The organism is Caballeronia sp. A2-2 (assembly GCF_057612605.2).
In genome coordinates this window covers 633,980-660,465 of sequence record NZ_CM173618.1, presented here as the reverse complement: position 1 = coordinate 660,465, position 26,486 = coordinate 633,980, and the positions used below count along the sequence as shown (strand labels likewise).

29 protein-coding genes are annotated in these 26,486 nt (G+C 62.0%); 21 read left to right on the top strand and 8 right to left on the bottom strand.

Annotated features, from left to right (window positions below; all coding sequences use genetic code 11):
* Positions 1-7: 7 nt before the first annotated feature.
* Complete coding sequence (locus ACZCWR_RS26570; protein WP_487306002.1) at positions 8-427, top strand: DUF4279 domain-containing protein; 420 nt, start codon at positions 8-10, stop codon at positions 425-427.
* A 96-nt stretch (positions 428-523) separates the two neighbouring features.
* Here the strand turns inward: ACZCWR_RS26570 and ACZCWR_RS26565 are convergent, their stop codons facing one another.
* The gene (locus ACZCWR_RS26565) at positions 524-949 is read right to left on the bottom strand and encodes a hypothetical protein (RefSeq protein ID WP_487306001.1); all 426 of its coding nucleotides are present in this window, start codon (positions 947-949) and stop codon (positions 524-526) included.
* Between the two features lies 1 nt (position 950).
* Here ACZCWR_RS26565 and ACZCWR_RS26560 point away from each other — a divergent pair, with 1 nt between their 5' ends.
* On the top strand, positions 951-1,589 hold the full coding sequence (locus ACZCWR_RS26560; protein WP_487306000.1) for a TetR/AcrR family transcriptional regulator: 639 nt from the start codon (positions 951-953) through the stop codon (positions 1,587-1,589).
* Positions 1,586-2,419: a helix-turn-helix transcriptional regulator gene (locus tag ACZCWR_RS26555; protein WP_487305999.1), complete on the top strand. Its 834-nt coding sequence runs from the start codon at positions 1,586-1,588 to the stop codon at positions 2,417-2,419. The genes ACZCWR_RS26560 and ACZCWR_RS26555 overlap by 4 nt, the downstream gene beginning before the upstream one ends.
* Here ACZCWR_RS26555 and ACZCWR_RS26550 read toward each other — a convergent pair.
* Positions 2,412-2,846, bottom strand: a complete 435-nt coding sequence (locus tag ACZCWR_RS26550; protein WP_487305998.1) for a DUF2000 domain-containing protein — start codon at positions 2,844-2,846, stop codon at positions 2,412-2,414. The genes ACZCWR_RS26555 and ACZCWR_RS26550 overlap by 8 nt on opposite strands.
* 248 nt (positions 2,847-3,094) lie before the next feature.
* Here ACZCWR_RS26550 and ACZCWR_RS26545 point away from each other — a divergent pair, with 248 nt between their 5' ends.
* The 6 genes from ACZCWR_RS26545 (at position 3,095) to ACZCWR_RS26520 (ending at position 9,107) form a co-directional block, all read left to right on the top strand.
* The gene (locus ACZCWR_RS26545) at positions 3,095-4,441 is read left to right on the top strand and encodes a hypothetical protein (RefSeq protein WP_487305997.1); all 1,347 of its coding nucleotides are present in this window, start codon (positions 3,095-3,097) and stop codon (positions 4,439-4,441) included.
* Between the two features lie 187 nt (positions 4,442-4,628).
* Positions 4,629-5,411 (top strand): flagellar brake protein, encoded by a 783-nt coding sequence (locus ACZCWR_RS26540; protein ID WP_487305996.1) that lies wholly within the window; start codon positions 4,629-4,631, stop codon positions 5,409-5,411.
* A gap of 82 nt (positions 5,412-5,493) precedes the next feature.
* Positions 5,494-5,835 carry a hypothetical protein gene (locus ACZCWR_RS26535; RefSeq protein WP_487305995.1) on the top strand — a complete coding sequence of 114 codons (342 nt, stop codon included), beginning with the start codon at positions 5,494-5,496 and terminating at the stop codon, positions 5,833-5,835.
* Positions 5,836-5,868: 33 nt separating this feature from the next.
* A complete protein-coding gene (locus ACZCWR_RS26530; protein WP_487305994.1) occupies positions 5,869-6,531 on the top strand; it encodes a MarC family protein in 663 nt (220 codons plus the stop codon).
* A 101-nt stretch (positions 6,532-6,632) separates the two neighbouring features.
* Positions 6,633-8,381 (top strand): L-arabinonate dehydratase, encoded by a 1,749-nt coding sequence (gene araD / locus ACZCWR_RS26525; RefSeq protein WP_487305993.1) that lies wholly within the window; start codon positions 6,633-6,635, stop codon positions 8,379-8,381.
* A gap of 3 nt (positions 8,382-8,384) precedes the next feature.
* On the top strand, positions 8,385-9,107 hold the full coding sequence (locus tag ACZCWR_RS26520) for a ribonuclease activity regulator RraA (RefSeq protein WP_487305992.1): 723 nt from the start codon (positions 8,385-8,387) through the stop codon (positions 9,105-9,107).
* Between the two features lie 5 nt (positions 9,108-9,112).
* Here the strand turns inward: ACZCWR_RS26520 and nudC are convergent, their stop codons facing one another.
* The 4 genes from nudC to ACZCWR_RS26500 form a co-directional block, all read right to left on the bottom strand.
* Positions 9,113-10,021, bottom strand: a complete 909-nt coding sequence (gene nudC, locus ACZCWR_RS26515; RefSeq protein WP_487305991.1) for an NAD(+) diphosphatase — start codon at positions 10,019-10,021, stop codon at positions 9,113-9,115.
* 930 nt (positions 10,022-10,951) lie between these two features.
* Complete coding sequence (locus tag ACZCWR_RS26510; RefSeq protein ID WP_487305990.1) at positions 10,952-11,659, bottom strand: MgtC/SapB family protein; 708 nt, start codon at positions 11,657-11,659, stop codon at positions 10,952-10,954.
* A gap of 103 nt (positions 11,660-11,762) precedes the next feature.
* A complete protein-coding gene (locus ACZCWR_RS26505) occupies positions 11,763-11,909 on the bottom strand; it encodes a hypothetical protein (RefSeq protein WP_487305989.1) in 147 nt (48 codons plus the stop codon).
* Between the two features lie 433 nt (positions 11,910-12,342).
* Entirely contained in the window at positions 12,343-12,852 is a 510-nt protein-coding gene (locus tag ACZCWR_RS26500) for a response regulator (RefSeq protein WP_487305988.1), read from the bottom strand.
* Between the two features lie 276 nt (positions 12,853-13,128).
* On the opposite strand from ACZCWR_RS26500, the gene ACZCWR_RS26495 reads away from it, so the two are divergent.
* From ACZCWR_RS26495 to ACZCWR_RS26485, 3 genes are all read left to right on the top strand, one after another.
* Entirely contained in the window at positions 13,129-13,785 is a 657-nt protein-coding gene (locus ACZCWR_RS26495; protein WP_487305987.1) for a glutathione S-transferase family protein, read from the top strand.
* A gap of 41 nt (positions 13,786-13,826) precedes the next feature.
* A complete protein-coding gene (locus tag ACZCWR_RS26490; protein WP_487305986.1) occupies positions 13,827-14,543 on the top strand; it encodes a DUF899 family protein in 717 nt (238 codons plus the stop codon).
* Between the two features lie 786 nt (positions 14,544-15,329).
* Positions 15,330-16,226, top strand: coding sequence for a transposase (locus tag ACZCWR_RS26485; protein ID WP_487305985.1), 897 nt, complete (start codon positions 15,330-15,332; stop codon positions 16,224-16,226).
* Between the two features lie 48 nt (positions 16,227-16,274).
* Here ACZCWR_RS26485 and ACZCWR_RS26480 read toward each other — a convergent pair whose 3' ends face one another.
* On the bottom strand, positions 16,275-17,783 hold the full coding sequence (locus ACZCWR_RS26480) for a mannose-1-phosphate guanylyltransferase/mannose-6-phosphate isomerase (protein ID WP_487305984.1): 1,509 nt from the start codon (positions 17,781-17,783) through the stop codon (positions 16,275-16,277).
* A 379-nt stretch (positions 17,784-18,162) separates the two neighbouring features.
* Between ACZCWR_RS26480 and ACZCWR_RS26475 the strand changes: the two genes are divergently transcribed.
* Genes ACZCWR_RS26475 through ACZCWR_RS26450 form a run of 6 tightly spaced genes read left to right on the top strand, consistent with a single transcriptional unit; the run spans position 18,163 to position 23,037 of the window.
* Positions 18,163-19,551, top strand: coding sequence for an undecaprenyl-phosphate glucose phosphotransferase (locus tag ACZCWR_RS26475; RefSeq protein ID WP_487305983.1), 1,389 nt, complete (start codon positions 18,163-18,165; stop codon positions 19,549-19,551).
* Between the two features lie 54 nt (positions 19,552-19,605).
* The gene (locus ACZCWR_RS26470; protein WP_487305982.1) at positions 19,606-21,000 is read left to right on the top strand and encodes a UDP-glucose dehydrogenase family protein; all 1,395 of its coding nucleotides are present in this window, start codon (positions 19,606-19,608) and stop codon (positions 20,998-21,000) included.
* 45 nt (positions 21,001-21,045) lie between these two features.
* Positions 21,046-21,198, top strand: a complete 153-nt coding sequence (locus ACZCWR_RS26465; protein WP_487305981.1) for a hypothetical protein — start codon at positions 21,046-21,048, stop codon at positions 21,196-21,198.
* Between the two features lie 40 nt (positions 21,199-21,238).
* Positions 21,239-21,613, top strand: coding sequence for a hypothetical protein (locus ACZCWR_RS26460; protein ID WP_487306198.1), 375 nt, complete (start codon positions 21,239-21,241; stop codon positions 21,611-21,613).
* Complete coding sequence (locus ACZCWR_RS26455) at positions 21,505-21,918, top strand: septal ring lytic transglycosylase RlpA family protein (protein ID WP_487305980.1); 414 nt, start codon at positions 21,505-21,507, stop codon at positions 21,916-21,918. Before ACZCWR_RS26460 ends, ACZCWR_RS26455 begins: the two co-directional genes overlap by 109 nt.
* 57 nt (positions 21,919-21,975) lie before the next feature.
* Positions 21,976-23,037: a phytoene/squalene synthase family protein gene (locus tag ACZCWR_RS26450; RefSeq protein ID WP_487305979.1), complete on the top strand. Its 1,062-nt coding sequence runs from the start codon at positions 21,976-21,978 to the stop codon at positions 23,035-23,037.
* Here the strand turns inward: ACZCWR_RS26450 and ACZCWR_RS26445 are convergent.
* On the bottom strand, positions 23,015-23,866 hold the full coding sequence (locus ACZCWR_RS26445; RefSeq protein WP_487305978.1) for a LysR substrate-binding domain-containing protein: 852 nt from the start codon (positions 23,864-23,866) through the stop codon (positions 23,015-23,017). The genes ACZCWR_RS26450 and ACZCWR_RS26445 overlap by 23 nt on opposite strands.
* A gap of 110 nt (positions 23,867-23,976) precedes the next feature.
* On the opposite strand from ACZCWR_RS26445, the gene ACZCWR_RS26440 reads away from it, so the two are divergent.
* The 3 genes from ACZCWR_RS26440 (at position 23,977) to ACZCWR_RS26430 (ending at position 26,485) form a co-directional block, all read left to right on the top strand.
* The gene (locus ACZCWR_RS26440; RefSeq protein ID WP_487305977.1) at positions 23,977-24,846 is read left to right on the top strand and encodes an alpha/beta fold hydrolase; all 870 of its coding nucleotides are present in this window, start codon (positions 23,977-23,979) and stop codon (positions 24,844-24,846) included.
* 176 nt (positions 24,847-25,022) lie between these two features.
* Entirely contained in the window at positions 25,023-25,427 is a 405-nt protein-coding gene (locus tag ACZCWR_RS26435; protein WP_487305976.1) for a hypothetical protein, read from the top strand.
* Between the two features lie 161 nt (positions 25,428-25,588).
* Positions 25,589-26,485 carry a fructose bisphosphate aldolase gene (locus ACZCWR_RS26430; protein WP_487305975.1) on the top strand — a complete coding sequence of 299 codons (897 nt, stop codon included), beginning with the start codon at positions 25,589-25,591 and terminating at the stop codon, positions 26,483-26,485.
* Position 26,486: the final 1 nt, after the last annotated feature.

The following is a 26,486-nucleotide window of genomic DNA, read 5'->3' as shown; positions in this document are numbered from 1 at the left end:
AACCCACATGACAATCGATCCATCACTCGCTTATGCGTCGTTCACGATCTATCAAGATGTCGAGCGGCCCGAATTCTGGACAACTTATTTCGGCGTGACACCCAATCGCGCCGGGGTGAAAGGAGAAACCAGAACGATGCCCTCGGGCCGAATCGCCGCGACGCCCTGGCGCCTCGGACAGTGGAGCGTAAGCAGCGAATCGAAAATCCAAAGCGATCTACTCGAACCGCATTTGCGCTATCTGGCTGGCCTTTTGTGCTTGCCACGTTCCGACCTTCCTGCCATCGCCAAGCGAACCGGCGCAAAGATGCGATTTTTCTGCTATTGGGCAAACGACGACAGGACCCGCGTGCCCGATATACCGGAAGACATCCGACAGATGGCTAATGCAATGAGCATCGACATTGAGATTGATGAATATCGTTAGTCGAATCGCTCAGTTCGCTTAAGGAACGACGCAGCGGCGGCAAACCCAGGATCACGAAGCCTCGTCAGTTACGCAACCTACGAGGCGTCGACTCTCTCATTTCGCCGAAGCAGTATTCAAAGCCCGCCCCGACTCCTCCGGCATGACCGACGTCAACACCGTCGACGGCACATGCCGCGCCTCCTCCTGCGACACCGCCCCCACAAACTTCCACCCCGCCGGCATCTTCACAAACGTATAACCCGTCGGCTGATCCACAAACACGGAATACGGCGCCGGGCCATTTTGCGTGGCTACATCCTGCGCAAACGAAACAAGCGGCACAGCCAACAACAACGCAGCGCCCAACGCGGACAATGACTTTTTCATGATGACACTCCTGAATGCAGTTATTTTGTAACGATCAACACACATATTGAAGCACCGCTTCGCGCACACGTCCAGAATTTTTGTTACGATCGACACATAATTCTGAATTGCGGCAAGTGCATCAATGCGCAAACGCTGCAGGAAGAGAGACATCATGCCCGCCAACGACCCGAAAACCGAACCCCAAAGGCCACGCGGCCGGCCACGCGCATTCGACCGCGATGCCGCCCTCAGAAGCGCGATGGACGTGTTCTGGCTCAAAGGCTTCGACACCTGTTCCATGTCCGATCTCGTCGATGCGATGAACATCAACTCGCCGAGTCTTTACGCGGCATTCGGCAGCAAGGAAGACCTCTACCGCGAAGCGCTTGACCTCTACACGGGCGCCGAAGGCGGCGAAGCGCTCAGACAATTGCAATCGCACGAATCCCTGCGCGACGGCCTGCGTGCGATGTACCGCGCGAGCATCGAGTTGTTTTCGAGCTTCGACAAACCGCGCGGCTGCATGATCTTTCTCGGCGCGATGTCCATCGGCCCCGAACACGAAGCACTGCGCGAAGACTTGCGTCAACGCAGGCGTCGGGCCGCCACGGCCGTCGCCGCATGTCTCGCGAAAGCGGTGAATCGTGGCGAACTGGCGGCGGACACGAACACGCTGGCGCTCGCCGCGCTGTGCGTCACCGTGTTCGCGGGCCTGTCCATTCAGGCGCAGGACGGCGTGCGCAAATCGGCGCTGTACGCGGCGGTCGATCAATTCATCGCGACGCTGCCGTTCGCCGCCGTGCGCGCATGAAGTCATCGCCGAAAGCATCGCCGAAAGCCGACACGCAAATCTGGCGCGCGCCGGAACTTGGCGCGGAGCTGCTGCGCGGGCGTTTCGAAGGCTTTTCCTACGATGTCCACGCCCACGACACCGCCTGCTTCGCGCTACTCACGAGCGGCGCGATCCGCATCCGCATGCGCGGCACGGAGTTCGTCGCGCGCGCGGGCGATCTCTACGCCATCGACGCCGACGAACCGCACGCGGGCTGGCCTGTCGACGAACAAGGCTGGACGCAGCGCACGGTGTATGTGGATGTGGCGCATCTTCGCGCGCTCACCGGCGATGAAACCGGGCGCAGCGGCCTGCGCGGTCCCATCATCCGCGATCAGGCGTTGAGCGCGGCGCTGCACGATGCGCATCTCGCATCCGAACTGAACGGTCCGCCGCTGTATCGCGATGAACGTTATTTGTGGTTTGCCGCGCGTCTCGTCTCACGGCATACGCAGGAACACGCGCATTTCGCGCCGCCGGGACGCGAGCCGCGTGCGGTGGAAGCGGCGCGGCGGTTCATCGACGATCGGCTGGGCGATCAGGTTCATCTCGACGATATCGCGGCGGCGGCGGGCTTGCCGCCGTTTCGCCTGTTTCGCGCCTTCAGCCGCGCGATGGGCATGACGCCGCACGAATATCAACGTCAGGCGCGCGTGCGGCACGCCATGGCGTTGATCCGGCGCGGCGGCGCGTTGAGCGACATCGCGGCATCGGCGGGCTTCGCGGATCAGGCGCATCTCACGCGGATGTTTCGCCGCATGCTCGGCGTGACGCCGGGCGCGTACAAGACTGCCACGCGCGCTACTTGAGCAAGCCGAGATTCGCTACCGCGCGGCTCACCGGCTTGCGCTCGCCGACCAGCGCGAGTCCGAGATATTCCAGATCGCCGGTGGCGACGGTCGCGACCGCATCGCGGAAAGCGGCGTAGTCGGTGGTTTGCTGCCCTTGCACGGGGAAGGTCACGACATCGCAAGCGGCCTCGACGGCCTTGGCGCGGATCGCGGCAAGCTGCGCCCGGTTCGCCGCCAGCACCGCGATGCCGACCGGAATCAGCCCCGGATGCGCGCAGCCCGATGCATCGACGAGCGGCGCACCGACCAGCGCCGGATGCCGCTGGCCCACGGTCAGCGCAAGGACCGCCGCCGCGTTGGCCGCTTTTCCCGCAGGCAATTCGATATCGACCACGATGACGCAGCGCTCGGGCCGCGCGGTGGTTTCGGAAGACGTGCCGCTCATCAAGACGCTCCTTTTATGTGGACGTTGACGATTGTCCGCAACCCACAGCGAGCCGTCTTGAATCCTGTTGCACGCCTGCTTTTTTGAACCGCGCAACCAACCATCGGCGCGCGCATCGCGATGAAACAAACTGTCGGCGCGCTTGCCGTCGGCGCAAACCGCGATGCAGAATTTCCCCGAACGCGCTCGCGAACATCGCCGGCACAAGGCCGAGTCCTCGTGCGAGCGCGTCTGCCCGGAGCATCATCATGACGACGACAGTAATCAGTTTCTTCGCGGACAATCAGGCCCGCGCGTCCTTCGACAATCACAGCCGCTACTGCGCGATCCGTGGCTACCGGCACATCTATTTCGATGCCAGCGCGAGCGGCTGGGGTCAACTGCGCATGCTCCAGAAATACCAGTTGCTGCTGCGCACGCTGCGCGAATGCGCCGAGGGCGAGCTGGTTCTGCTGCTCACGCAGGATTGCCTGATCCTGCGCGACATACCCTGCGAAACGTTGATGCGCGACCCGTCCCGCAACTGGATTCTCAGTACGACGGGCGATCAGGAACACGACTTCGTGCTCGCGAGTTTCCAGCTCTGGCGCAATTCCGCGCATGTCCGCGACGACGTGGGCCGCCTGTGCGACGCCACGAAGTTCGGTGGTTCGCTTCACAGCGAATCGACGATGCTTCGCGCGTTCCAGCCGCCGCATTTCCTGACGCAGATCGACGGCTATTGCGCGGTTGCGCATGCCGGGCTGCATGTGGACCCGAAGTGGAGCGAATGGCCGGTGTTCGCCATCGCGCTCGGCGATATCCCGGATGCGCCACCGAACCTGCCGGTGTTCGCCGGTCTTCGCGATCTGCTGGCGCGGCACATCAACGCGTGTCAGGCCAGCGGAAGGCCGTACCTCGACATCCCCTCGCCGGGTTTGCCCGAAGGCTCGGATGCGCCGTTCGAATCGTGGCGCGCCGATGCGCCCATCGCGCTTGTCATGCATTACACGCCCAATATCCGCTGCTTCGGAGCCATCGCTGAGCGCAACCTTCGGCGTTATTGCGCGCGGCATGGCTACGCGCTGCACCTTTATCGCGAGGTGCCGGCGGAAGCGGGCCACGGCGTAAGCGGGACGTGGCTCAAGCCGTATGTGCTGCTGCGCCATCTGCCGCATCACGAGTGGGTGTTCTGGGTCGATGCCGATGTGCTCGTGACCGGCCAGCATATCCCGCTCGAATCGCTCATCGAGGGCCGCGATCGCGTCCTTGCGGTGGACATGAGCTGGCGCTTCAACGCCGGCATCATGGGCTATCGCAATACGCCGGAAAATATCGCGGTGCTGCGCGAAGTGGAGCAGCGCATCCTCAACGTCGAGGACAAGTCGAGCACCTACGCGAGCGGCGGCGATCAGTCCGTTTTCGTCGATGTGCTCGGCCGCCACGGCATGACCGACAACGCGCAGATTTTCGACTGCCTCACGCTCAACACGCCTTACCAGTTGCAGAGCGCTTCTAGCTTCATGGTGCATTACATGCACTGCTGGGCGTCGCTGCGCGCGCTCATCATGGACGACGCCGACCGCGCCAGCCAGATGCGCGACACACGCCAATAACGGAAGCAAACCGAAAGGAACCGCAAATTTTCCCGGCGGTTGTCGTTAAAACGTTAAACCTCGGGAAAACCTGGCCGTTATCAGCGTGATAGACCCAGTTGTTTAATGCACACTCAAGTTTGTTAAGAAGATTCGGCACGCGGCCCGCTTGCGTTTCCTTTGAACAGATCGAACCGATTAAACCGTCATGCTCGCTGATACGTTATCGCCTTCTGCCGTTTCCTCCGTCTCGCCCGTCTCGGACATCGAGCGCCGCGCGGAAGAACAGGCGCGCTTCGCCCGCCTCACGCCCTCCGAGATTTCCATCGTTCTGCGCATGATGGTGCAGCGCGGCGACATGCTCACGGTCGCGGGCGCGAAAGGGCAGATCGTCACGCAATTGCTCGAAGTCGATATGCGCGAGGCGCGTATCGTGTTCGATTGGGGTGGCGTCGAAGAAGCGAACCGCATGCTGCTGCTCGAAAAGCAGTTGCAGTTCAAGGGCGCGCCCGAAGGCGTGCGCGTGGAGTTCGTCACGGACGCCGCGCAGGCCACCGAGTTCGAAGGCCGCGCCGCGTTTCAGGTGCCGTTCCCGGACAAGCTCTACTACTTCCAGCGCCGCGAGTATTTCCGCGTGCCCACGCCGATGCTCGATCCGTACACGGCCAAAGGCACCTTCGATGACGGCGCGGTGTTCCACTGCGAGTTGCAGGACGTGTCGCTCGGCGGCATCGCATTGCGCACGGATTCGACGCGCCTCGCCGAAAGCGAGAAAGGCACCGTGTTCCACGGCGTCGCGCTGAATCTCGGCCCGTTCGGCACGCTCGCACTCGATCTCGAACTCGTGTCGCCGCGCAGCTTCACCACGCCGCACGGCACCGTGCGCCATGTGATCGGCTTTCGCTTCCTCGAATTGTCGAGCGCGGCGGAAGGCACGCTGCAACGGCTCATCACCAAGATCGAGGCCAAGCGCCGCAGCCTGTCGTCGTAAAAAGGCCGTCATAAGGGCGCGCGCAACGCACTGCGCGCGTCGTGCAGTAAAATGCGGCCTCCCTTTCTCGGCATGGCGGTGCATGTTGCTCAAGGCCTGGCGCGGCGAAGAACGCTTCTGGAAAGTCTGGTGGTTTCTCGGCGTGCCGCTTCAGGTGGCATGGTGGACGCTTTACTTCTATTTCTGGTCGGGCTCACTCGCGCCTGAAACCCTCTTTCTCGTTACCGTCTGGTTCTGGCCGGGCGCGCTATACGTGCCGGGTATCTTCGCTGTCCTCTTTCTTCTGTGGTCCGTATTGGCGTGGCGCTGCGCGGGCAATGTGACCAACATCGTCTGGGCGCATGTGGCGCGCGTGTTGATCGGCGTCACGTTCGGCTCGTTCTTCATGGAATGCGTGCTGATTTTCACGACGCCGTTGAACTAGCGTAAATTCGTGCAGCATACGGAGACGCCGCGCATGCTCAACGAATTCGCCAAGACCGTGCTCGTGATCGTCGCGGGGCTGCTGCCGATCATCAATCCACCGGCGACCGCGCTTGTCGTGCTGAGCATGCTCCCGCATATCAGCGATGACGACCGCGCCGAACTCGCACGCCGCATCGCCATCAACAGCTTTGTGATTCTGCTGGCGTCGCTGTCAGTGGGCGCGTATGTGCTGAGCTTCTTCGGCATTTCCATTCCGGTGTTGCGCGTGGCGGGCGGTCTGGTCGTCGCGCTCGCGGGATGGAACCTCCTTCAAACGCCCGATGACGACGGCAGCGAGCCGACGCCCACGCCCAAACGCGGCGCATCGCTGCGCGCGAAGGCGTTTTATCCGCTGACGCTGCCAATCACCGTCGGTCCGGGCGCGATTGCGGTGGCCATCGCGCTGGGCACCGGCTCGCCGCGACAAGGCTTGCAGCCGGTGCATCTCGTGGGCGTCGGCGTGGCGCTGGTGCTGCTGTGCGTGAGCATCTATGTGTGCGTGCGCTTCGCCGGGCATCTCGAACGGCTGCTCGGCACCGCGGGCACGCAAGTCGCCATGCGGCTGTTCGCCTTCGTGATCTTCTGCATCGGCGTGCAGATTTTGTGGCTCGGGCTGGCGGAACTTATCGGGTCGGTGCATCTGAACGTCAAATGAGCGTGCGTGCGGCTCGCGGAAAACCCTGAGCGACGTCATGCCGTCCCGGCGTTTAGCATGATGCGGGCTGAAATGGTAACGCTATCATCGAGGAGACGGGGTTGGGTTCCGATCAAACGAAAACACGCAAGAAGCCCGAAGAATTGCGCAGTCATCGCTGGTATGGCGTCAACGATCTGCGCTCGTTCGGGCATCGTTCGCGCACGGCGCAGATGGGCTATCACCCGTCGGATTATCGCGGCAAGCCGGTCATCGCCGTGGTCAATACGTGGAGCGAGATCAACTCGTGCCATACGCATTTCAAGCAGCGCGTGGAGGAAGTGAAGCGCGGCGTCTGGCAGGCGGGCGGCTTTCCCGTCGAAATGCCGGTGATGACGCTCGCCGAGCCGTTCCAGAAACCGACCACCATGCTGTACCGCAATTTCCTCGCGATGGAAGTCGAGGAATTACTGCGCTCGTACCCGTTCGATGGCTGCGTGCTGATGGGCGGCTGCGACAAGACCACGCCCGGTCTTTTGATGGGCGCGATCAGCATGGACGTGCCCGCGATCTATCTTCCCGCCGGACCCATGCTGCGCGGCAACTGGAACGGCCGCACGCTCGGCAGCGGCTCCGACACATGGAAATACTGGGCGGAACTGCGCGCCGGAAAAATCACCGAGGACGAATGGAAGGGCGTGGAGAGCGGCATCGCGCGATCGCCGGGCCATTGCATGACGATGGGCACCGCCTCCACCATGACGAGCGCCGCCGAAGCGGTCGGCCTCACCTTGCCCGGTTTCGCATCGATTCCCGCGGTGGATTCGCGCCATGCGCAGTTCGCGTCGCTCACGGGGCAGCGCATCGTCGAGATGGTGTGGACGGACCTGAAGCCCTCCGACATCCTCACGCCGAAGTCCTTCGACAACGCCGTGACCACCGTGCTGGCGCTGTCGGGATCGACGAACGCCATCGTGCATCTGGTGGCGGTCGCGCGGCGCGCGGGCGTGCCGCTCACCACGGCGCGTTTCGACGAACTCGCGCGCAAGACGCCGGTGATCGGCAACATCCGTCCGGCGGGCAAGTATCTGATGGAAGACTTCTTTTACGCAGGCGGGCTGCGCGCGCTGCTCGCGGAACTGGGCGAACTCATCGATGGCACGCAACGCACGGTGAACGGCCAAACGCTCGGCGAGAACATCGAAGGCGCGGAGATTTTTGATGACGACGTGATCCGCCGTCGCGAGAATCCGCTCGTGCCGAACGATGGCCTCGCCGTGCTCACCGGCAATCTCGCGCCGGATGGCGCGGTCATCAAACCAGCGGCGATGGAAACGCACTTGCTCAAACATCGCGGGCCGGCGGTCGTGTTCCGCGACTACGCCGACATGGCCGCGCGCATCGACGACGAAGCGCTCGACATCACCGCCGATTCGGTGATCGTGCTCAAGCACGCCGGGCCGGTCGGCGCGCCCGGCATGCCCGAGTGGGGCCAGTTGCCGATTCCACAGAAGCTATTGAAGCAGGGCGTGCGCGACATGGTCCGCATCTCGGATGCGCGCATGAGCGGCACGAGTTACGGCGCGTGCGTGCTGCATGTCGCGCCGGAGTCGTTCGTGGGCGGGCCGCTTGCGCTGGTCGAGGATGGCGACATCATCGAACTGGATGTGCATGCGCGGCGTCTGCATCTCGATGTGAGCGACGAAGCACTCGCCGCACGCCGCGCCGCCTGGACGCCGCCGAAACGTCACTTCGAACGCGGCTTCGGCGTGATGCATCAACTGCACGTGACGCAGGCCGACAAAGGTTGCGACTTCGACTTCCTCGAAGAACAGACGCTTCCCGACAGCGACGAACCCGAGATCCACTGAACCATGACACCCATTTCCGACGAAACCATCGCGCTGTTGCGCCACGTCAGCACCGCGACGCTCACCACGCAACTGTTCAAGCGCGGACTGCGCAACGTGTTTCTGCAAGGCGTCGCGCCGCTCGTGAAGCCCGCGAAGGGCGCGCCGAACATGGTCGGGCCTGCGTTCACGTTGCGCAGCATTCCGGCGCGCGAGGATATCGATCATCTCGGCGTGTTCCAGAACCCGGAGCATCCGCAGCGCAAGGCCGTGGAAGTCGCGCCGCCGGGAAGCGTGCTCGTGCAGGATTGCCGGGGCGAACGCGCGGTGGCATCGACGGGATCGATTCTGGTGACGCGGCTCAAGATGCGCGGCGTCGAAGGCATGGTTTCGGACGGCTGCGTGCGCGATTCGGGGAGCATCGGCGAGATCGGGTTGCCGCTGTTTTGCGCGGGTGCGGCCGCGCCGCTCAATCTTGCGAAGCATCACGCGGTCGATATGGATGTGCCGATTGCATGCGGCGGCGTGGCGGTGTATCCGGGCGATATCGTCGTCGGGGATATCGACGGCGTGGTGATCGTGCCGCGCGAGATGGCGGAGCAAGTCGCGAAAGATGCCGCCGAGCAGGAGATCATGGAGGCGTTTCTCGCCGCGCGCGTGGCGGGCGGCGCGATGCTGCGCGGCACGTATCCGCCGAACGAGGAAACGCTCGCGGCCTACGCCGAATGGCGCAAGCAGCGCGGCTGATTCGCTTACTTCTCGTCGACGAACGCCTTCAGCAAATGATGCGCGATGGCGAACGGCTGCGGCGCGGACAGCCCTTGCTCGTGCGTGCCATCGAGTAACTGCGCCACTTCCGCGCGCGAGAACCAGCGCGCGTGTTCCAGCTCGTTCAGATCGACGGTGAGTTCCGTTTCCGTGGCGCGCGCGAAGCAGCCGATCATCAGCGACGATGGAAACGGCCACGGTTGCGAGGCGAAGTAACGCACCTCCGTGCAACGAATGCCCGCTTCCTCCAGCACTTCGCGAAAGACCGCGTGCTCGAACGTTTCACCCGGTTCGACGAAACCCGCGAGCGCCGAGTACATGCCCGGCACGAACTGCTTCTGACGGCCGAGCAGACAACGATCGCCATCCGTCACGACCATGATGACCACCGGGTCCACGCGCGGGAAATGCTGCGCGTGGCAATTGCCGCAGACACGCCGCCAGCCTGCGCCGGCATCGTCGGTGGACGTGCCGCAATTCGCGCAGAAGCGGTGACGCTTGTGCCAGTCGAGCATGGAACGCGCTTCGCCGAGCGCGCTGATGAGCGGCGGCGCGACGAGCCCTTGCATCGCCACTGGACGAAGCTCGATGGCTTCGACTTGTTCGAGCGCGGGCACGTTGTCGAACGACAGCGCGAACAAGGCGTGCTGCTGCGCGTTCAGCCCGAGCAACACGGTTTGCTGCGGCGTGCCGAAGCCTGCGGACTCGGCGGCATCGAACAGTGGATCGTGACCGGCGGCGCGCTTGAACAGCGGCACGTTGTTCACGAACAGCAGGAAGCGGGTGGAAGCGTCGTTGCGCAGTTGAGCGATGTAGGCGTCATCGTCGCGCTTTTCGGAGACGCGGTCGAGCGGGTCGAGTGTGAATCCGATGGCTTGCGGGGGGATCGGCATGGTGGATGCGACTTTTTGGATATGAGTCAGTGGTGCATCGTAGCGGAGTTGGGGGTTATGTGCTGGTGTACTGTGTGGCTTACAGCCTGAAGGTTTTTGTTTTGTCGTGCAAAGGGTTGCTTCTGTTTGTGCTGCTTTTTCAGTAGCCGCCTCCCCGGCGGGGGGGTAACTTTCTTTGCTGCTGCAAAGAAAGTCACCAAAGAAAGCAGCTTTTACCCCCATGCTCGCTGGCTGGAAAGGGTGGTCTGGTTTAACCATACAGTGGCCGCAATAGGACTTTCCACGCATGACAAACCGCTTAGGCAACCTCGCGATTTCCCGTTCGAAGAATCAACGTTTAGTGGCTCGCGCTCATTCTTTCGGCCATGCGCTGCGCGCGCCGAGACAGTAAGAACGGAATCCCGCAGCGTATCAGCGCCCAGCCACCTCACACTTCCCCGCAAGATTGCTATTCGGCCGTACCTTGGTTAGTGCTCCGACTAAAAGGTGACTTGCGTTGGTGTGTGCGCTTTGCTCAGAAGCGCTTACCAAGGTTGGGCCCAATGGGAGAGGTGCGATGTGGCGTGATGTGGCTGGGCACTCATACGCTGCGGGGTTCCGTTCTAAAGCTCTCGGCGCGCGAAGCGCATGGCCGAAAGTATGAGCGCGATCCACTGAGCGTTGATGATTTGAGCACGTGATCGCTAGGTTGCCTAAGCGACTCGATATGCGTGGCAAGTCCTATTGCGGCCACTGTGTCCGTTAGTCCAGACCAACACTTTCCAGCCAGCGAGCATGGGGTAAAAAGCTGCTTTCTTTGGTGACTTTCTTTGCAGCAGCAAAGAAAGTTACCCCCCCGCCGGGGAGGCGGCTACTGCAATAAAGACACAACCAGAAGCAGCCCTTTGCACGACAAAACAAAAAACAACCCAAGCGCCGCTGTGAAAAATCCTATTCCGGCGCCACCTCCGCCTCCGCCGCAATCCAACTAATACTCGAAACCCCACGCTCCATACTCATGCGGCTCGCCATGCGTTCGAGCTTCGCCTGATCCTTCGGATGCATGCGCACGCTAGCCGTCACCTCGATGCGCGGCGGCTCGCCATCGACATCCACGCTCGTGAGACTTTGGAAGGACAGCGGTTGCGCGTCCATCGCGTTGGAAAGCAGGGTGCGAATGTGGATCTCGTCTTCCTGACGGCCGATCACGGTCAGCCGGTATTCGCGCACGAGATCCGCACTGCCGACCGGCGTCGCGTTGATCGCGCGGCTGACTTCGCGCAGCAGCGTATTCGTGGCAAGCACGACGAGCGTGCCCGCGAACGCCGGACCGTAATGACCCGAGCCGCACAAGACGCCGACCGCCGCCGAGCACCACAGCGTCGCCGCCGTGTTGACGCCCTGAATCGAACCCTTGTCGCGCATGATGACGCCGCCGCCGAGAAAGCCGACGCCGGACACCACATACGCCGCGATCTGCGTGACGCCCGCTTCGCCATTGCCCGTCAACATGCCGAGCGTGACGAACAGGCACGCGCCGCTGGCGACGAGCGTGATGGTGCGCAAGCCCGCCGTGCGCTGGCGAAGCTGTCGCTCAAGACCGATCGCCACGCCACAGGCAAACGCGGCGAGCAAGCGCAGGGCGAAGTCGAGACTCATCGGTGCGGGGCCGGTCCTGTCGAAGAAAACCGGCGACGATGACACACGCATATGTCGCCCGCGTGAAGGTGCGGGCGATGCACGCATCGTATCGATCAGCGGGTCAGTGGAAGATCGCCCCGAAGACCGCGCGCAGACGACGCCAGCACGCAACCGTGCGCGATTCGCGATCGTTCAGGTCGAGCATGTCGTTGTAGTGCGCGCGCGATTCTTCGACGCGCGGCAGTTGCGAGAGCAGAAGGAAGTTCATGAGAGTGCTCCGTGCGCCGATTGGGCGCATTTTGAAAAGCCGCCGCCGCACGGAAGGACGCGTCAGGGTCGCGTCAACACCGTCGGGCAGCGGACTTTTCCGGTTTCGATGGCATCGGAAAAGCAGGCATAAGGTAAAGAACAACTGTCACTGTCAGGCATGACGGCTCCTTTCGGCAAAAGTTGAGGGCAAACGGTTTCGCGCGCGAAAAAGCAGCGCAAAACACGCGGGAAATGAGGTGCACGGAGAAAGTTACTGCGATGCGCACCGTCTGCCTGTCGGCGGACGGCGGCTTGGGATGCTTTGATGCAAAGCGAGCGCGGACGTCCTGCCTTCAGGCAGTCAAACAGTTCGAAGATCGACTACTGGACGGTTCCAAGGAACGGCTCCACGTTTAAAGATGCGCGATTGTAGGCAGTCCGTGCTAATTGCGTCAACCTCCGACTGCGAAAGGCCGTACGCGGACGCGCACGCTGTGATACTCCCGCCCCGTGTGATAGGCACGCGCCGCGTCCCACAGTTCGGCGATGCGCTTCGAAAGCACGCCTGTCGCGCCCGAAATCACACGCGTGCAGACGCGTTCGAGTTCCTGCGCATCGTCCAGCCGTCCGACGATGCCCGCCGCGCCCGCGTCCTGCTGCGCGCGCAGAACGCGCAAGTCCGTGTGCGCCGTGAGCACGACCACCGGCATATCGGGAAAGCGCTGGCGCAGCGTGCGCAGCACCGGAAACTCCGTCATGTGCGGCGAGGTATCGCCGGTGGCGGCAATGGCGCTGCTCACCACGATCAGGTCCGCCGTCTCGCGTTCCAGATTGGCCAGCAGCCGTTCCGCGTTCGTCGCGGTCGCACGGACGTGATATTTCGGGCGTGCATCGAGCCATCTCTGCAAGCCGCTGAGCATGAGCGGGCGGTCTTCCGCGATGACGATTTCTATCTTGTTCATATGCCTCAATCTTCTCAGGGACAAGCCCCGGCAACGCGGCGAAAGCAGGAATCCTTCGCGCGGACCGGCGCGCGCGCACAGTAGCAAAGGACGCGCGCGGCGGCAATCGCGCGCTTTGGCGGCATCGCGCGCTGTCAGCCTTGTCCCGTCTCGGTTTGCGGCGGGTTGGCCGTGCCGGATTCACTACAATTTTTACGAATCGTGTCGATTCGCGGCCAGGCGGTTCGTCGTTCTCATGCAAGGCCGACATCGTTCCGATCAAAGGGAGACCGCCCGATGAGTTTGATTTTGTACGCCCATCCGTTTTCTTCGTACTGCCAGAAAGTGCTGATCGCGCTGTACGAGAACGCCACGCCGTTCGAGTACCGCGCGCTTTCGCCCGGCGGCGACGCCGTGCGCGAACTCACCGAACTCTGGCCGATGAAGCGTTTCCCCGTGCTCGTCGATGACGGACGACCGGTGATCGAGGCGAGCGTGATCGTCGAATATCTGGGACTTTTGCATCCCGGCCCGGTGCGGCTGATTCCCGACGATCCGCGCGACGCGCTGGAAGTGCGCTGGATGGACCGCTTCTTCGACAACTACGTGTCCACGCCGCAGCAGAAGATCGTGTTCGATGCCATGCGTCGCGACAACGAGCACGACCCCGCCGGCGTCGCCGATGCCCGCGCGATGCTCGATACCGCGTACGCGTGGCTCGACCGCACGATGGCGGCGCGTGAATGGGCGGCGGGCGAGCGCTTCAGCCTCGCGGATTGCGGCGCCGCGCCGTTTCTGTTCTATGCCGACTGGACGCATCGGATCGGCGAGGCGTATCCGAATGTCATTGCGTATCGAAAGCGGCTGCTGGCGCGTCCTTCGTTCGCGCGTGCGGTGGAGGAAGCGCGGCCTTATCGCGCGTACTTTCCGCTCGGTGCGCCGGATCGGGACTGAGCTTTGTCGCTCGTTATCTTCATTAAAGGAGACACAGGACCATGAATTCACCAAGCAATCTCGTTCCGGCCGCCGAACTTGCGCGCCGCGCCACCATGACGTTTCCCAACGAAAGCGCCGCTTACCGGCAGGCGCGCATCGACTTGCTCGCCGAGGAGATCGAATTGCGACGGCATATCGAGCGCGTTGCCGAGTTGCGCCGTGCCTTGCCGCCGGGCGGTGAAGTCGTTGGCGATTACCATTTCGAAGGCGAGCGCGGCCAAGCGGATTTCGCCGCGCTGTTCGGCGACAAGGACACGCTCGTCACGTACAGCTACATGTTCGGACCGCAGCGCGAACGGCCTTGTCCGATGTGCACATCGCTTTTATCCGCGTGGGAAGGTGAGGCGCGTGACATCGGGCAGCGCGTGTCGCTGGCGGTCATCGCGCGTTCGCCGCTTGCGCGGCTCGTCGCGTTCAAGCAGGAGCGCGGCTGGCGCGACCTTCGCCTATACAGCGATATCAACGGCAACTTCAGCCGCGACTATCACGCGATCTCCGCCGAAGGCGGCGACGAACCCGCACTGAACGTCTTCACGCGCCGCGATGGCGTCATCCGCCATTTCTGGGCCGGCGAGATGGATTTCGCAACCGCCGATCCCGGCGAAGACCCGCGCGGCGCACCTGATCCAATGCCGATATGGACCATTCTGGACATGACGCCGGACGGGCGCGGAACCGATTGGTATCCGAAGCTGGATTATGGTCCGCGTGAATAAAAGCGCGTCCGCCCGTATTTTTTTGCCTTTATGACGCTGGAATGACAAATAGCGTACCCTTTAATTTGTAACGCTTTGAAACCGGGATTGGCGAATACGGGCGGCAATGCAGATTACGGAATCGACAGGACTAATGGCCTATTAACAAGGCATTCCTTCGTTGATATGGCCATTGCCGTGCGTGAATAGTCGCGATTTTACCGGACCGGAAGAAACAAAAATTTACAATGTAAATTTTGCAGAAAAGTATAACGAATCGTTTCTGACCGATTTGAAGCCGGGGCATTTACTCGGAATTCGTCCGATTTAAAGCACGCTCGTAAGCCTGCGGAAAACCCCTAGATGAATCATAGGCTTGCGTGCACCAAAAAAGATCCGGACGGCGAATTTTTCCTTCAAGCATCAATTCTTTTGAGCTAGGCAAATCCCTGATTCATCAGATGTAAAAAGGTGCATTTGCTTAGCAAGATAACCACTTAGTGTCGCTCTAAACGTTGGGTTCTGTCACATCCGTATAAACCAGAGCAATGGTATGCTTTGTGCACCATATCTCCACACACAAGCGAGATCACGCATCTTGCGTGTTTATGGTTCAAGCCCTGCACCATAAAGCAACCCCGGGTGACTTTCATGCACCAGGTTGTCCATAGTTTGGGCAAACGTTTGCGAGTACCTCAGGTCTCTCGATATCGCGCTTAAGCCGTATATGCGACTTTCCCGTCGGCATTTCGTTCCGGCGAGCCCGTCGATTTATCCGCAGCGACGTTGACTGCATGGAGCAAAGCAATGTTTTTTAGCGAACTCAGTAATGAAGAGTGGAGCTTGGTCTCCGAGTTGATCGGCGAAGACGAAGTGCGCGAGCATCGTCGGGGAAGACCCAAGTCGCCGCCGCGCACGGTGGTCAACGCCGTGCTCTGGATTTTGACGACCGGCGAAGCGTGGTCGCGGTTGCCGCGTCATTTTCCGACCGTGCCTACTTGCCGCCGGCGCTTCGTCGAATGGCAGGCGAACGGCACGCTGATCGAAATCGTCAAGGTGCTGTCGCAGGCGGGGCGCTCGTTTGCCTACGTGCCGCGTCAGCGTGTGCACGAAGCGCCGCCGCGCCGCGAGCCTGCGGCGTTCGAATGCGACCGTCTGCGTGGCGTGTTCTGGCAGAACCCGGAATCGTGGCGCACGCCCGATTCGCTGCCGTTCAATCGTGCGCCGCAAGTTCAGCAAGTTCAGCAGGTCCAGCAAGAGTCGATCGAAACGCCGCAACAAGCCCCGCAACGTCTGCCCGATGCACGCGATGTCGCGCAATCCCACCGCATCTCGCCGGAACAGGGCGTGGCGCGCGGCCTTCGTCCCGTGCAGTCGCTCGATGCCGGTACTCCGGCCGAAGCCGCGACTGCTTCCGTTGGCGATGCGCGTGGTTACAGCGTCTACCCGATCGCCCGTTCGGTGTCCGGCGGCATGTATCGCGGCTGGGCGGAAGTGGTGAAGGACGGTCAGCGCGTGGAACGCTCGGGCCTGATCGGTCCGCGTTTCGTTTCAGCGGACGAGGCTCAGGCCTACGCGCTGGAATGGGCGAAGCGCTGGATCACTTCGCGCGAGGCACGTGCCGAGGCGCAGCGCATGTCACGCAGCATCGCGCGGGCGGAAGTCGCCGCAACGGCGCGGGCCGTCGCGGACATTCACGACTGAGATTGAAACGCTCGAGGTGTCATCGCAGTGATGACACCCCGAACGCCCTTACTTGCGGCCGTACTTGTCGTCGAAGCGGACGATGTCGTCCTCCTCCAGATACGTGCCCGACTGCACCTCGATGATCTCGAGCGGCATCTTGCCCGGATTCTCCAGGCGATGCTGCACTCCGATCGGAATGAAGGTCGATTCGTTCTCCGCGAGGATGAACGTCTCCGTTCCGCGCGTGACCAGCGCCGTGCCGCGCACGACGACCCAATGTTCCGCCCGATGGTGATGCATCTGCAACGAAAGCCGCGCACCCGGCTTCACGACGATGCGCTTCACCTGAAAGCGGTCGCCATGATCCACCGAATCGTAAAAGCCCCAGGGACGATGCACCTTGCGATGATCCGCCGCCTCCGTGCCTTGCTCCGACTTGATGCGCCCGACGATGGCCTTCACGTCCTGCGCGTGCGACTTGTCGGCGACGAGGATCGCGTCGGCGGTTTCGACCACGACGAGATTCTGCGTGCCCACGCAGGCGATCAGGCGTCCTTCGGAATGCGCATAAGTCGAGGTCGCACCCTGGAACATGACGCGGCCGCGCGCCACGTTCGACGAATCGTCCTTGGGAAGAATATTCCAGATGGCGTCCCACGAACCGACATCGGACCAGCCTGCGTCGAGCGGCACCACCGCGCCGTTGAACAGCACGTTCTCGCGGTCGGTGGCGAGCTGCTCCATCACCGCGTAGTCGATCGAATCCGAAGGCGAGGCGGCGAAGGCATCGCGGTCGAGGCGGAAGAACTCGCCATCGTCCACGCCCTTGTCGCACGCTTCGATACACGCCGCATGCATGGCCGGATGGAAGTGCTCGATGGCCGCCAGCCAGATCGACGCACGCACGATGAAGATGCCCGCATTCCAGCCGTATTCGCCCGATTCCATGTACTTCCGGGCCAGCTCGAAATGCGGCTTCTCGACAAACCGATCGATGCGCCACGCGCCGCCTTCGGGCAACGCCGCGCCGATCTTGATGTAGCCGTAGCCGGTCTCGGCGTGCGAGGGCACCACGCTCAGCGTGACGATATTCCCCGCTTCCGCGCACTGTGCGCCGGTCGCGATGGCGCGATGAAACGCTTCGGCGTCCGTCACGACGTGATCGGCGGGCATGACCACGAGCACGGGGTCGTCGCCGTTGCTCATGGCGCGATAAGCGGCCACGGTCAGCGCGGGCGCGGTGTTGCGCGGCACCGGTTCGAGGACCATCTGCGCGCTGCGTCCGCGCAATTGCTCGGCCGTGGTGAAGCGATGTTCTTCGTTGCACACGACGATGGCTTCGCCGATACGCGCGGCATCGGCGTTGGAACCATAGCCGTCGAGGCGGTGCGCCGTCGCCTGCAGCAGCGACTGATCGCCGATCAGCCCGATGAGCTGCTTGGGGAAGTGCTCGCGCGACATCGGCCACAGACGCGTGCCCGATCCTCCCGCAAGGATGACGGGTTGAATGGCGAGCCGTGTGCCGGTTTGTCCAGCGCGCGTCGTTGAGGACAGCGAGAGATCTGATGCGGGCATGAAGGAACTCCTGTTGCGGGATCGATCATGCGATTTTTAACATGGAGAAAATGCATTGTTAAAGCTAAAAAACCCAAAAAATGCCTTGGCGACAGCGTGCTTTTTTTCTTTGGGCCTGGCGGATGCGGACGGATGCGAAGGTCTCCCGAATTATTTCTTCCGCAATGCGCCATCTCGCAAACGCCCGCCAGGCAAGGCTTGATCAGGAAAAATATTCGAAAAATATCCGCGTAGACGCTCAGACATAATTTCGCGGTTGCAGCGTCATATTAATTCCAGTTTTATAGACGAAACAGTGACAAGCAAGGTGCATGAAATATTGCGCGGCCTTCTTCTGTCGCTCCCTGAAACGTGCGGTTCCCTATAAGAGTTGCTTGCGATGCTAAGCGTGATTTGCAGAGTCATCGACATTGCCATGGCGGCACTGGGCGCTTCGCTCGGTGCATCGATCTATAAAGGCGGGTTCGTCTGGCTCGACGATATTCAAAGCACCATGCTGGCGTTTTCGTGTCTGCTGACGATCACGACCTTTCCGGCGCTGGGCATTTATCAATCGTGGCGTGGCAAGCCCTTGCACGAACTCATGCTGCGCGTGAGCGCTGCGTGGATTCTCGTGGAAAGTGCGGGCGTGTTGCTTACGTTCAGCATCCATCGGTCGGAGTCGTTGTCGCGGCTTTGGCTCGGTTACTGGGCCTTGTGCACGATCGTGTTGCTCGTCGTGAGCAAGATGGCGATTTATTCGGCGCTCAAATTCATTCGGCGCGAAGGCTTCAATCACAAGACCGTGGCCATTGCCGGTTCCGCGCCGTATGCGCGCTTTTTGATCGAGCAGATGCATGGCCGTCCCGAAGCGGGCTTTCGTCCCGTGCTGGTTTTCGATCTCGCGCTCGACGATGAAGCCGCGCTGCCGCAGGAAGAACTCGCGGGCGTGCGTATCGAACGGGATTACGACGCGCTGGTGAGCGCCGTGCGCAGCCGCGAGATTCGCGAATTGTGGCTCGCCTTGCCGGTTTCGCAGGAACAAACCATTCACCGCTTCGTCAGAGAGTTCAAGGACGACTTCGTGAATGTGCGATTCATTCCCGACGTGCAAAGTCTCTCGTTCTTCGGCAATCCGACGGTGAATCTGCTGGGCGTGCCCGCGATCAATCTCGCGGCGTCACCCATCACGGATGTGAAGGTGCTGCCCAAGCTCGTGTTCGACCGCGTGTTCGCGGCGCTCGCGCTGATGAGCCTCGCGCCCTTGCTCGCGGGCATCGCGCTGGCGGTGAAACTCTCGTCACCGGGGCCGGTCTTCTTCAAGCAGAAGCGCAAGGGCATCGACGGACACGAGTTCGAAATCTTCAAGTTCCGCTCGATGAAAGTGCACGCAGAAGTGGTCGGACAGATCACGCAGGCGCGCAAGGGCGACAAGCGCGTGACCAAGGTCGGCGCGTTCCTGCGCCGCACGAGTCTGGATGAACTGCCGCAGTTCATCAACGTGTTGCGTGGCGAGATGTCGGTGGTGGGTCCGCGCCCGCACGCGCTCGAACACGACAACATCTACAAGGATCTGGTCGCGGGCTACATGCACCGCTATCGGATCAAGCCGGGCATCACCGGTTGGGCGCAGGTGAACGGCTTTCGCGGCGAGACGGACCGCATCGAGAAGATGTCGGGACGCGTGAAGCTCGACCTGTACTACATGCAGCACTGGACCTTCGGCCTCGATATGAAGATCGTCGCGCTGACGCTGTGGAAAGGCTTCGCGGGCGCGAACGCGTATTGAGCACGCAGGACCTTACGAATCAAATGAACAACATGAACTTCTGGAGCGCATGACATGAAACTGACGATCATCGGCAGCGGCTACGTGGGACTCGTGACGGGCGCCTGCCTTGCGGACATCGGCAACGAGGTGGTGTGCCTCGACCTCGATCAGCGCAAGATCGCCATTCTGAACAGCGGCGGCATTCCCATTCATGAGCCGGGGCTCAAAGAGGTGATCGATCGCAATCGCGAAGCGGGACGTCTGTCGTTTACATCGAATACGAAGGAAGCGGTCGAGCATGGCGAGATGCTGTTTATCGCGGTGGGCACGCCTTCGGACGAAGACGGCTCCGCCGATCTCTCCTACGTGCTCGCGGCGGCGAAGGATATCGGCCGCTACATGAACGGCTTCAAGACGATCGTCGATAAATCGACGGTGCCGGTGGGCACGGCGCGGCGCGTGAAGGAAGTGATCGACCGTGAGCTGAATGCGCGCGGCGAGCGTCACATGTTCTCGGTCGTGTCGAACCCCGAGTTCCTCAAGGAAGGCGCGGCGATCGAAGATTTCACGCGACCGGACCGCATTGTGATCGGCTGCGATGACGACGTGCCCGGCGAACGCGCTCGCGAACGCATGAAGCGTCTCTATGCGCCGTTCAACCGCAATCACGAACGCACGCTGTACATGGATGTGCAATCGGCGGAATTCACTAAGTACGCGGCGAATGCCATGCTCGCCACGCGCATCTCGTTCATGAACGAACTGGCGAACTTCGCTGACCGCGTGGGCGCGGATATCGAAGCGGTGCGTCGCGGCATTGGTTCGGACCCGCGCATCGGCTATGACTTTCTTTATGCAGGCTGCGGTTATGGCGGCTCGTGCTTCCCGAAGGACGTGCGCTCGCTCATTCAAACCGCGTCCGGCTTCGGTCATGAGATGAGCATTCTCAAGGCCGTGTCGAACGTCAACGAAGCGCAGAAGGACACGCTCACGCAGAAGATCGTCGCGCGTTTCGGCGAAGACCTCACGGGCAAGACCTTCACGCTGTGGGGCCTCGCATTCAAGCCCAATACCGACGACATGCGCGATGCCCCGAGCCGCGTGCTGGCCGCCGCATTGCTCGCGCGTGGCGCGAAGATCGTCGCGTACGATCCGGTTGCCGTCGATGAAGCGCGCCGCGTGTTCGCGCTCGATCTGCACGACGATCCGCAGGCGCGTTCGCGCCTCACGTATGCGTCGCATCACAAGGATGCGTTGGATGGCGCGGATGCGCTGATCATCGTGACGGAGTGGAAGGTGTTCAAGAGCCCGGACTTCGACTCCATCAAGCGCCGCCTGAAAAACCCGGTTATTTTCGATGGCCGCAATCTCTACGAGCCGGAAACCATGAGCGAACTGGGCATCGAATATCACGCGATCGGACGCGGCGTGCAGCACGCCGCGAAGGCAACGACGCCCGTTGCGTGACGCCCGGTCCTTTAAACTTTTCGTCAGGACGATTGAATATCGATCATGGATACACATGTCTTTGCTGGCGTCGCAGTGCTGCTGATTCTGGTCGCCGTGTCCGCTTATCGGGACGCACTGCGTAACGATCCGTTGAACCCGCTTCGCAAGCGCGGCTCGGGCGGTTTGCCCACGTCGAAAATGGAGGAAGCGGAGTAATTCGGCGTGACAGCAGGCAACACGATGTAACGATGTAAAAGTGAGTCATATCTACGCGCGCCGGGTCAACGGCGCGGCGTGGCGGCCGTTAGGAGCGAGCCGGTTTCATGGATCGGCAATTCATGAAACTCATGGAGAAGTTCGCTCATGCAGGCCTATGGTTCATTTGGGCGCCGAGCCGCTGTCGCGGTCATCGGCGCTTGTTTATTTTTGGGCGGATGCGTTGCGCATCGTCAACTTGACGCGTCTGATGCGCCTGTCGATGTACCTGCTGCTGTTGCTGCTGTCGTCGAAGCGCCGCAGGAAGTGGCTGCACCACGCATCGTTCCCGTTGTCTTTCAAACCGGCACGGCTTCGTATTACGCAAGGCGTTTCGATGGACGTCGCACGGCCAGCGGCGAGCGCTACGACATGAACGCGTTTTCGGCGGCGCATCGCACGTTGCCGCTCGGAAGTTATGTGCGCGTAACGGACTTGCGCAACAAGCGCTCGGTCGTCGTGCGAATCAATGATCGCGGGCCGTTCGTGAAGGACCGCGTGATCGATCTGTCATTCGCGGCGGCGACGCTCATCGGACTTCGGCAAGCGGGGCATGCGCCGGTGTCGCTCGAACGTGTGTCCGCTAAAGATGCGCAGACGCCGCCCGTGCAGAAGGTCCACGCACCGGTCCATAAGACCAAGGTCAAGCGACATGGCGCCAGAAAGAAACACCACACCTGAAGCGATTCCGCGCAGACGGATACAATGCGGCGGCGCGTTGCTCATCCGATCCGACACATGAACTCATCTTCCCGGGACTTTCTGCTCGGACCGCTTTTGAAGAGCGTTTCGCGCTCTTTCTATCTCACGCTGCGCATCTTGCCGGGATCGATGCGCGATCCCATTGGGCTTGCGTATTTGCTCGCGCGCGCGGCGGATACCATCGCGGATACTTCGCTGGTGTCACCGCAGCGCCGGCTCGAACTGCTGTTGTCGCTGCGCGCGCAAGTCAACGGCGCCCGCGATGACGAAGCACTGAAGCGCATGGCAGGCGAAGTCGCCGGACAACAAGCGCAGCCCGACGAACGCGCGCTGCTCGAATCGCTCGGCGATGCACTCGCCATCCTGCCGCGCCTGAGCACCAGCGATGCAGCAGCCGTGCGCGAAATCGTCACCACGCTCACCACCGGCATGGAGTTCGATCTGCGCACGTTTCCCGATGAAACCTCGGGCCGCATCGGCGCATTGAACGAGCCGGAAGAACTCGAACGTTATACGTATCTCGTGGCGGGTTGCGTCGGCGAGTTCTGGACGAAGATGATTTACGCGCACATGCCGGGCGTGCTCAAGGCCGCGCCGGATTTCATGCTCACGCGCGGCGTGCGCTTCGGGCAAGCGCTTCAGATGACCAACGTCCTGCGCGATTGCGCGCGCGATCTGCGTATCGGCCGGTGCTATCTGCCGGTGTCGATCCTCACGCGTCACGGTCTCGCGCCGCAGGATTTGCTCGACCCGAACACGTCGATGCGCGCGCGTCCCGTGCTCGACGATCTGCTGCGCAAGACGCTTGCGCTGTATCGCGATGCCATCGACTACACGCTCGCCATTCCCGCAAGCGCGGTGCGTTTGCGGCTGGCGTGTCTGTGGCCGATCATGATCGGACTCGATACGCTCGTGCTGCTCGCCAACAACGCGGCATGGCTCGATCCCGCGCAAGTCTCGAAGATTCGCCGCAACGATGTCTATCGCATCATGGCGGTGTCCTTGCCGCTGGCGGCATCGAACGCAATGGTGCGGGCGTGGGCGGCGCGGCGCATCCGCCAGATCGAAGCCTCGCTCAACGCCGCAATTCCGCGATGATCCGTTCCGCCAGAAAGTCGCACGGCGGCCGTTTCGACGCCGCACTGCGCGCGAGCACCACTTCCAGCGTGCCGATTTCCGGCAAGCCCTGCGCCTGACCGAGCAGCGTGAAATGCGCGGGCACGGCGCACCTGGCGAGCGGCGTGACGGCGAGACCCGCTTCGGCCATCGTCAAAAGTCCGAGCAGACTCGGGCTCTCATACGACGTGCGATAGCCGATGCGCGCCCGCTCCAGACTGCGAATGGCGTTCTCGCGCGCGACGCTGCCCGGCAGGAACACGGCAATCGGCAGAGGCCGTTCCTTCCAGATATCGGTGGCACCGGGCGCGGCGGCCCAGACCATCGGCTCGTGCCGCAGGAATTCGCCGCTCAAACCCTTGATGCGCGTCGCGCAGACGAGATCGACCGTGCCGTCCTTCACCATCGGCGCGAGCGCGACGCTCGGCAGGCCGACCACCTGAATCTCCACCTTCGGGTACGTCGCCGAAAATTTCTTGAGGATGGGCGGAAATAGCGACGACGCGTAATCGTCCGGCACGCCGATCACCACGCGTCCGGTCACGTCGGGCCGCACCACCGCCGCCCACGCTTCATCGCGCAGCGCGAGCATGCGGCGCGCGTAGGTCAGCAGCACTTCGCCGTCCTGCGTCGGCACCACGCTGCGCGGCTTGCGTACGAACAGCGGACGGCCGATGGCGGTTTCCAGCGTCTTGATCTGCATGCTCACCGCCGATTGCGAGCGATGCACCAACTCTGCCGCGCGGCTGATGTTGCCCGTGTCGGCGACGGCGACGATCATCGAGAGGACGTCGAGGTCGAGTGCTTTCATGTTTCAACGTCTATGAATTGCTATCAGAAAACCTGAATGAATCCATCAATATTATGCGTTTTTCTTTTAGCTCACAGGCGGGCATAGTGACGCAAAGGAGCTTTTCGACGATGAACGCCCGCACCGATCCCGCCATACTGAGCGCACTCAACGCCTTGCCCGAGCCGTCCTTCGCGACCATCGCATCGGGCATTTCCGTGCCTTATGTGGAGTGTGGCGAAGGCGAACCGCTGGTCTTCGTGCATGGTTCGTTGTGCGATTACCGCTACTGGAACCCGCAACTCGCGCCGCTGGCGAAGCAATTTCGTTGCATCGCGCCGAGCCTGTCGCATTACTGGCCCGCGGTCGATGCCTTCGTGCAGGGCGAATTCGGCGTGGAAGCGCACGTCGCCGAGATGGCCGGTTTCATCGAGGCGATGGACCTCGCGCCGGTGCATCTGGTCGGGCATTCGCGCGGCGGGTGTATCGCGTTTCATCTGGCGCGCGAGTATCCGCGCCTCGTGAAGACGCTCACGCTCGCGGACCCGGGCGGCCCGCTGCAACTCACGCCGCAGACTTCGCCCGCCACGCTGCCGCCCGCGACCAACGCGCTGCGCACGCGCGTGGCGGAATTGATCGAGCAGGGCGAACTGGATCGCGGTCTGGAAATGTTCGTGGATTCGGTGAGCATGCAGGGCTTCTGGCAAAAGAGCACCGCGAGTTTTCGGCAGATGGCGCTCGACAACGCGCTGACGCTGCCCAAGCAATTCCGCGATCCGTTGCCCGCCTACACGCGCGAGGCGGCGCGCGACATCAAGTGCCGGACGCTGCTCATCGACGGGCAGAAAAGCCCGCGCATGTTCCGCAACAACGTGGACAAGCTCGTGGAGTGGATCGAGTTCGCGGAGCGCGTGACGATCAACGGCGCGTCGCACGGCATGAATGCGGCGAATCCCGCTGCGTTCAATCGCGCGGTGCAGGCGTTCGCGGGCGCGTGGTGAAATCGCACGATCGTTCGGCCATCTGACTATTCGTCTACGTAATTCGCCTTGCAATGGCAAGCGCTTTCGTTGCTTTTCTCGTCCGACTTTTTGTCACCATGTTGTGACAGGACAACGTCGGAACCCGGTGGCTCAAGCTAACATCGTCGAACCTCATCGCCAAGAAGAGGGCACCTGTGAGCACGGGCAACGACGATCTCGAAACATGGAAACGCCAGCGCACCGCCGCGCTGGCCGGTGAGTTGGCCGATAGCGGACGCTTCGACGACTTCACCGATATCGCTTACGCGCTGCAATTCGAGCACGGGCTAACGAACGTTCAGACTTTGATCGGCGATGCCGACATGCGCCGCGCGCTGAACCAGCGATGCGCCGCCGCGCGTGAAGCGCTCGCGCCGGTCGTCATCGAACCGGAACCGGCCGCGCCCGAAACGGCGCCGGTTGCAGAACCCGCGCTTCCGACTTTCGAATCCGCGCCTTCCATGCTGCGACGTGCCGCGACCTTGTTCAGGCGCTCAGGCATGAAGCCTGCCCTCAAGTCCGCAAACGCGGCAGATCTGAACTCCGCTGCGCCTTCCTGAAGGCGCGCACACGTGCACCGCCGTGCGCTGAAGCCGTAGAAATGGCGGATTTGCACGAGAAAGCCGCACGTCAAAACCAGTACACTTGGAAAAGGTGGAACCAGCAGCCCGGCTCGCGTTCGCGCGCGTTCCGGCGTTTGAACTTTGAGGAGGTGATGTTCGTGGCTAAGGAAAAGATGCTCGCGCAAATGGCCGAGAAACAAGGTTTCATTGCTGCTCTGGATCAGAGCGGCGGGTCCACGCCCGGCGCATTGCGGCAATACGGAATTCCCGAGGACGCCTATGACGGCGACGCCGAGATGTTCAAGCTCATGCACGAAATGCGCGTTCGGATCATGACCGCGCCGTCGTTCTCGGGCGAGAAGGTCATCGGCGCGATTCTGTTCGAGCGCACCATGGACGGCGAGGCGGAAGGCAAGCCCGTGCCGACGTTCCTGTGGGAAGACCGCGGCGTGGTGCCGTTCCTGAAGGTGGACAAGGGTCTGGAAGAACAGAAGGACGGCGTGCAGGTGATGAAGCCGATTCCCGGCCTCGACGCGCTGCTCGAACGCGCGGTGAAGCTCGGCGTGTTCGGCACCAAGATGCGCTCGGTCATTCACGATGCGTCGGAAACTGGAATCGCGGCGATTGCGGCGCAGCAGTTCGAAGTGGGCAAGCAGATCATCGGTCACGGTCTGGTGCCGATTCTCGAACCGGAAGTCTCGATCAAGAGCACGACCAAGAAGGCCGCCGAGAAGATCCTGCGCGACGAACTGCTCAAGGGTCTGGACGCGCTGCCGGAATCGAGCAAGGTCATGATCAAGCTGACCATTCCCGATGAAGCGGATTTCTATCGTCCGTTGATCGAGCATCCGCGTGTGGTGCGCGTGGTGGCGCTGTCGGGCGGCTATACGCGCAGCGATGCGTGCAAGAAGCTCGCGGAAAACCACGGCATGATCGCGAGCTTCTCGCGCGCGCTCATCAACGAGCTGAAGAAGTCGATGAGCGAAGAAGAGTTCGACAAGACGCTGCAGGCGTCCATCGACGAGATTTATAACGCGTCGGTCGAGAAGGTCTAAG

Excerpts from the sequence above, each read along its gene's own strand:
- ACZCWR_RS26570 (WP_487306002.1), top strand. The coding sequence starts at position 8 with ATGACAATCGATCCATCACTCGCTTATGCGTCGTTCACGATCTATCAA.
- ACZCWR_RS26565 (WP_487306001.1), bottom strand. The coding sequence starts at position 949 with ATGTCTCTCTTCCTGCAGCGTTTGCGCATTGATGCACTTGCCGCAATT.
- ACZCWR_RS26560 (WP_487306000.1), top strand. The coding sequence starts at position 951 with ATGCCCGCCAACGACCCGAAAACCGAACCCCAAAGGCCACGCGGCCGG.
- ACZCWR_RS26555 (WP_487305999.1), top strand. The coding sequence starts at position 1,586 with ATGAAGTCATCGCCGAAAGCATCGCCGAAAGCCGACACGCAAATCTGG.
- ACZCWR_RS26550 (WP_487305998.1), bottom strand. The coding sequence starts at position 2,846 with ATGAGCGGCACGTCTTCCGAAACCACCGCGCGGCCCGAGCGCTGCGTC.
- ACZCWR_RS26545 (WP_487305997.1), top strand. The coding sequence starts at position 3,095 with ATGACGACGACAGTAATCAGTTTCTTCGCGGACAATCAGGCCCGCGCG.
- ACZCWR_RS26540 (WP_487305996.1), top strand. The coding sequence starts at position 4,629 with ATGCTCGCTGATACGTTATCGCCTTCTGCCGTTTCCTCCGTCTCGCCC.
- ACZCWR_RS26535 (WP_487305995.1), top strand. The coding sequence starts at position 5,494 with ATGTTGCTCAAGGCCTGGCGCGGCGAAGAACGCTTCTGGAAAGTCTGG.
- ACZCWR_RS26530 (WP_487305994.1), top strand. The coding sequence starts at position 5,869 with ATGCTCAACGAATTCGCCAAGACCGTGCTCGTGATCGTCGCGGGGCTG.
- ACZCWR_RS26520 (WP_487305992.1), top strand. The coding sequence starts at position 8,385 with ATGACACCCATTTCCGACGAAACCATCGCGCTGTTGCGCCACGTCAGC.
- nudC (WP_487305991.1), bottom strand. The coding sequence starts at position 10,021 with ATGCCGATCCCCCCGCAAGCCATCGGATTCACACTCGACCCGCTCGAC.
- ACZCWR_RS26510 (WP_487305990.1), bottom strand. The coding sequence starts at position 11,659 with ATGAGTCTCGACTTCGCCCTGCGCTTGCTCGCCGCGTTTGCCTGTGGC.
- ACZCWR_RS26505 (WP_487305989.1), bottom strand. The coding sequence starts at position 11,909 with ATGAACTTCCTTCTGCTCTCGCAACTGCCGCGCGTCGAAGAATCGCGC.
- ACZCWR_RS26500 (WP_487305988.1), bottom strand. The coding sequence starts at position 12,852 with ATGAACAAGATAGAAATCGTCATCGCGGAAGACCGCCCGCTCATGCTC.
- ACZCWR_RS26495 (WP_487305987.1), top strand. The coding sequence starts at position 13,129 with ATGAGTTTGATTTTGTACGCCCATCCGTTTTCTTCGTACTGCCAGAAA.
- ACZCWR_RS26490 (WP_487305986.1), top strand. The coding sequence starts at position 13,827 with ATGAATTCACCAAGCAATCTCGTTCCGGCCGCCGAACTTGCGCGCCGC.
- ACZCWR_RS26485 (WP_487305985.1), top strand. The coding sequence starts at position 15,330 with ATGTTTTTTAGCGAACTCAGTAATGAAGAGTGGAGCTTGGTCTCCGAG.
- ACZCWR_RS26480 (WP_487305984.1), bottom strand. The coding sequence starts at position 17,783 with ATGCCCGCATCAGATCTCTCGCTGTCCTCAACGACGCGCGCTGGACAA.
- ACZCWR_RS26475 (WP_487305983.1), top strand. The coding sequence starts at position 18,163 with ATGCTAAGCGTGATTTGCAGAGTCATCGACATTGCCATGGCGGCACTG.
- ACZCWR_RS26470 (WP_487305982.1), top strand. The coding sequence starts at position 19,606 with ATGAAACTGACGATCATCGGCAGCGGCTACGTGGGACTCGTGACGGGC.
- ACZCWR_RS26465 (WP_487305981.1), top strand. The coding sequence starts at position 21,046 with ATGGATACACATGTCTTTGCTGGCGTCGCAGTGCTGCTGATTCTGGTC.
- ACZCWR_RS26450 (WP_487305979.1), top strand. The coding sequence starts at position 21,976 with ATGAACTCATCTTCCCGGGACTTTCTGCTCGGACCGCTTTTGAAGAGC.
- ACZCWR_RS26445 (WP_487305978.1), bottom strand. The coding sequence starts at position 23,866 with ATGAAAGCACTCGACCTCGACGTCCTCTCGATGATCGTCGCCGTCGCC.
- ACZCWR_RS26440 (WP_487305977.1), top strand. The coding sequence starts at position 23,977 with ATGAACGCCCGCACCGATCCCGCCATACTGAGCGCACTCAACGCCTTG.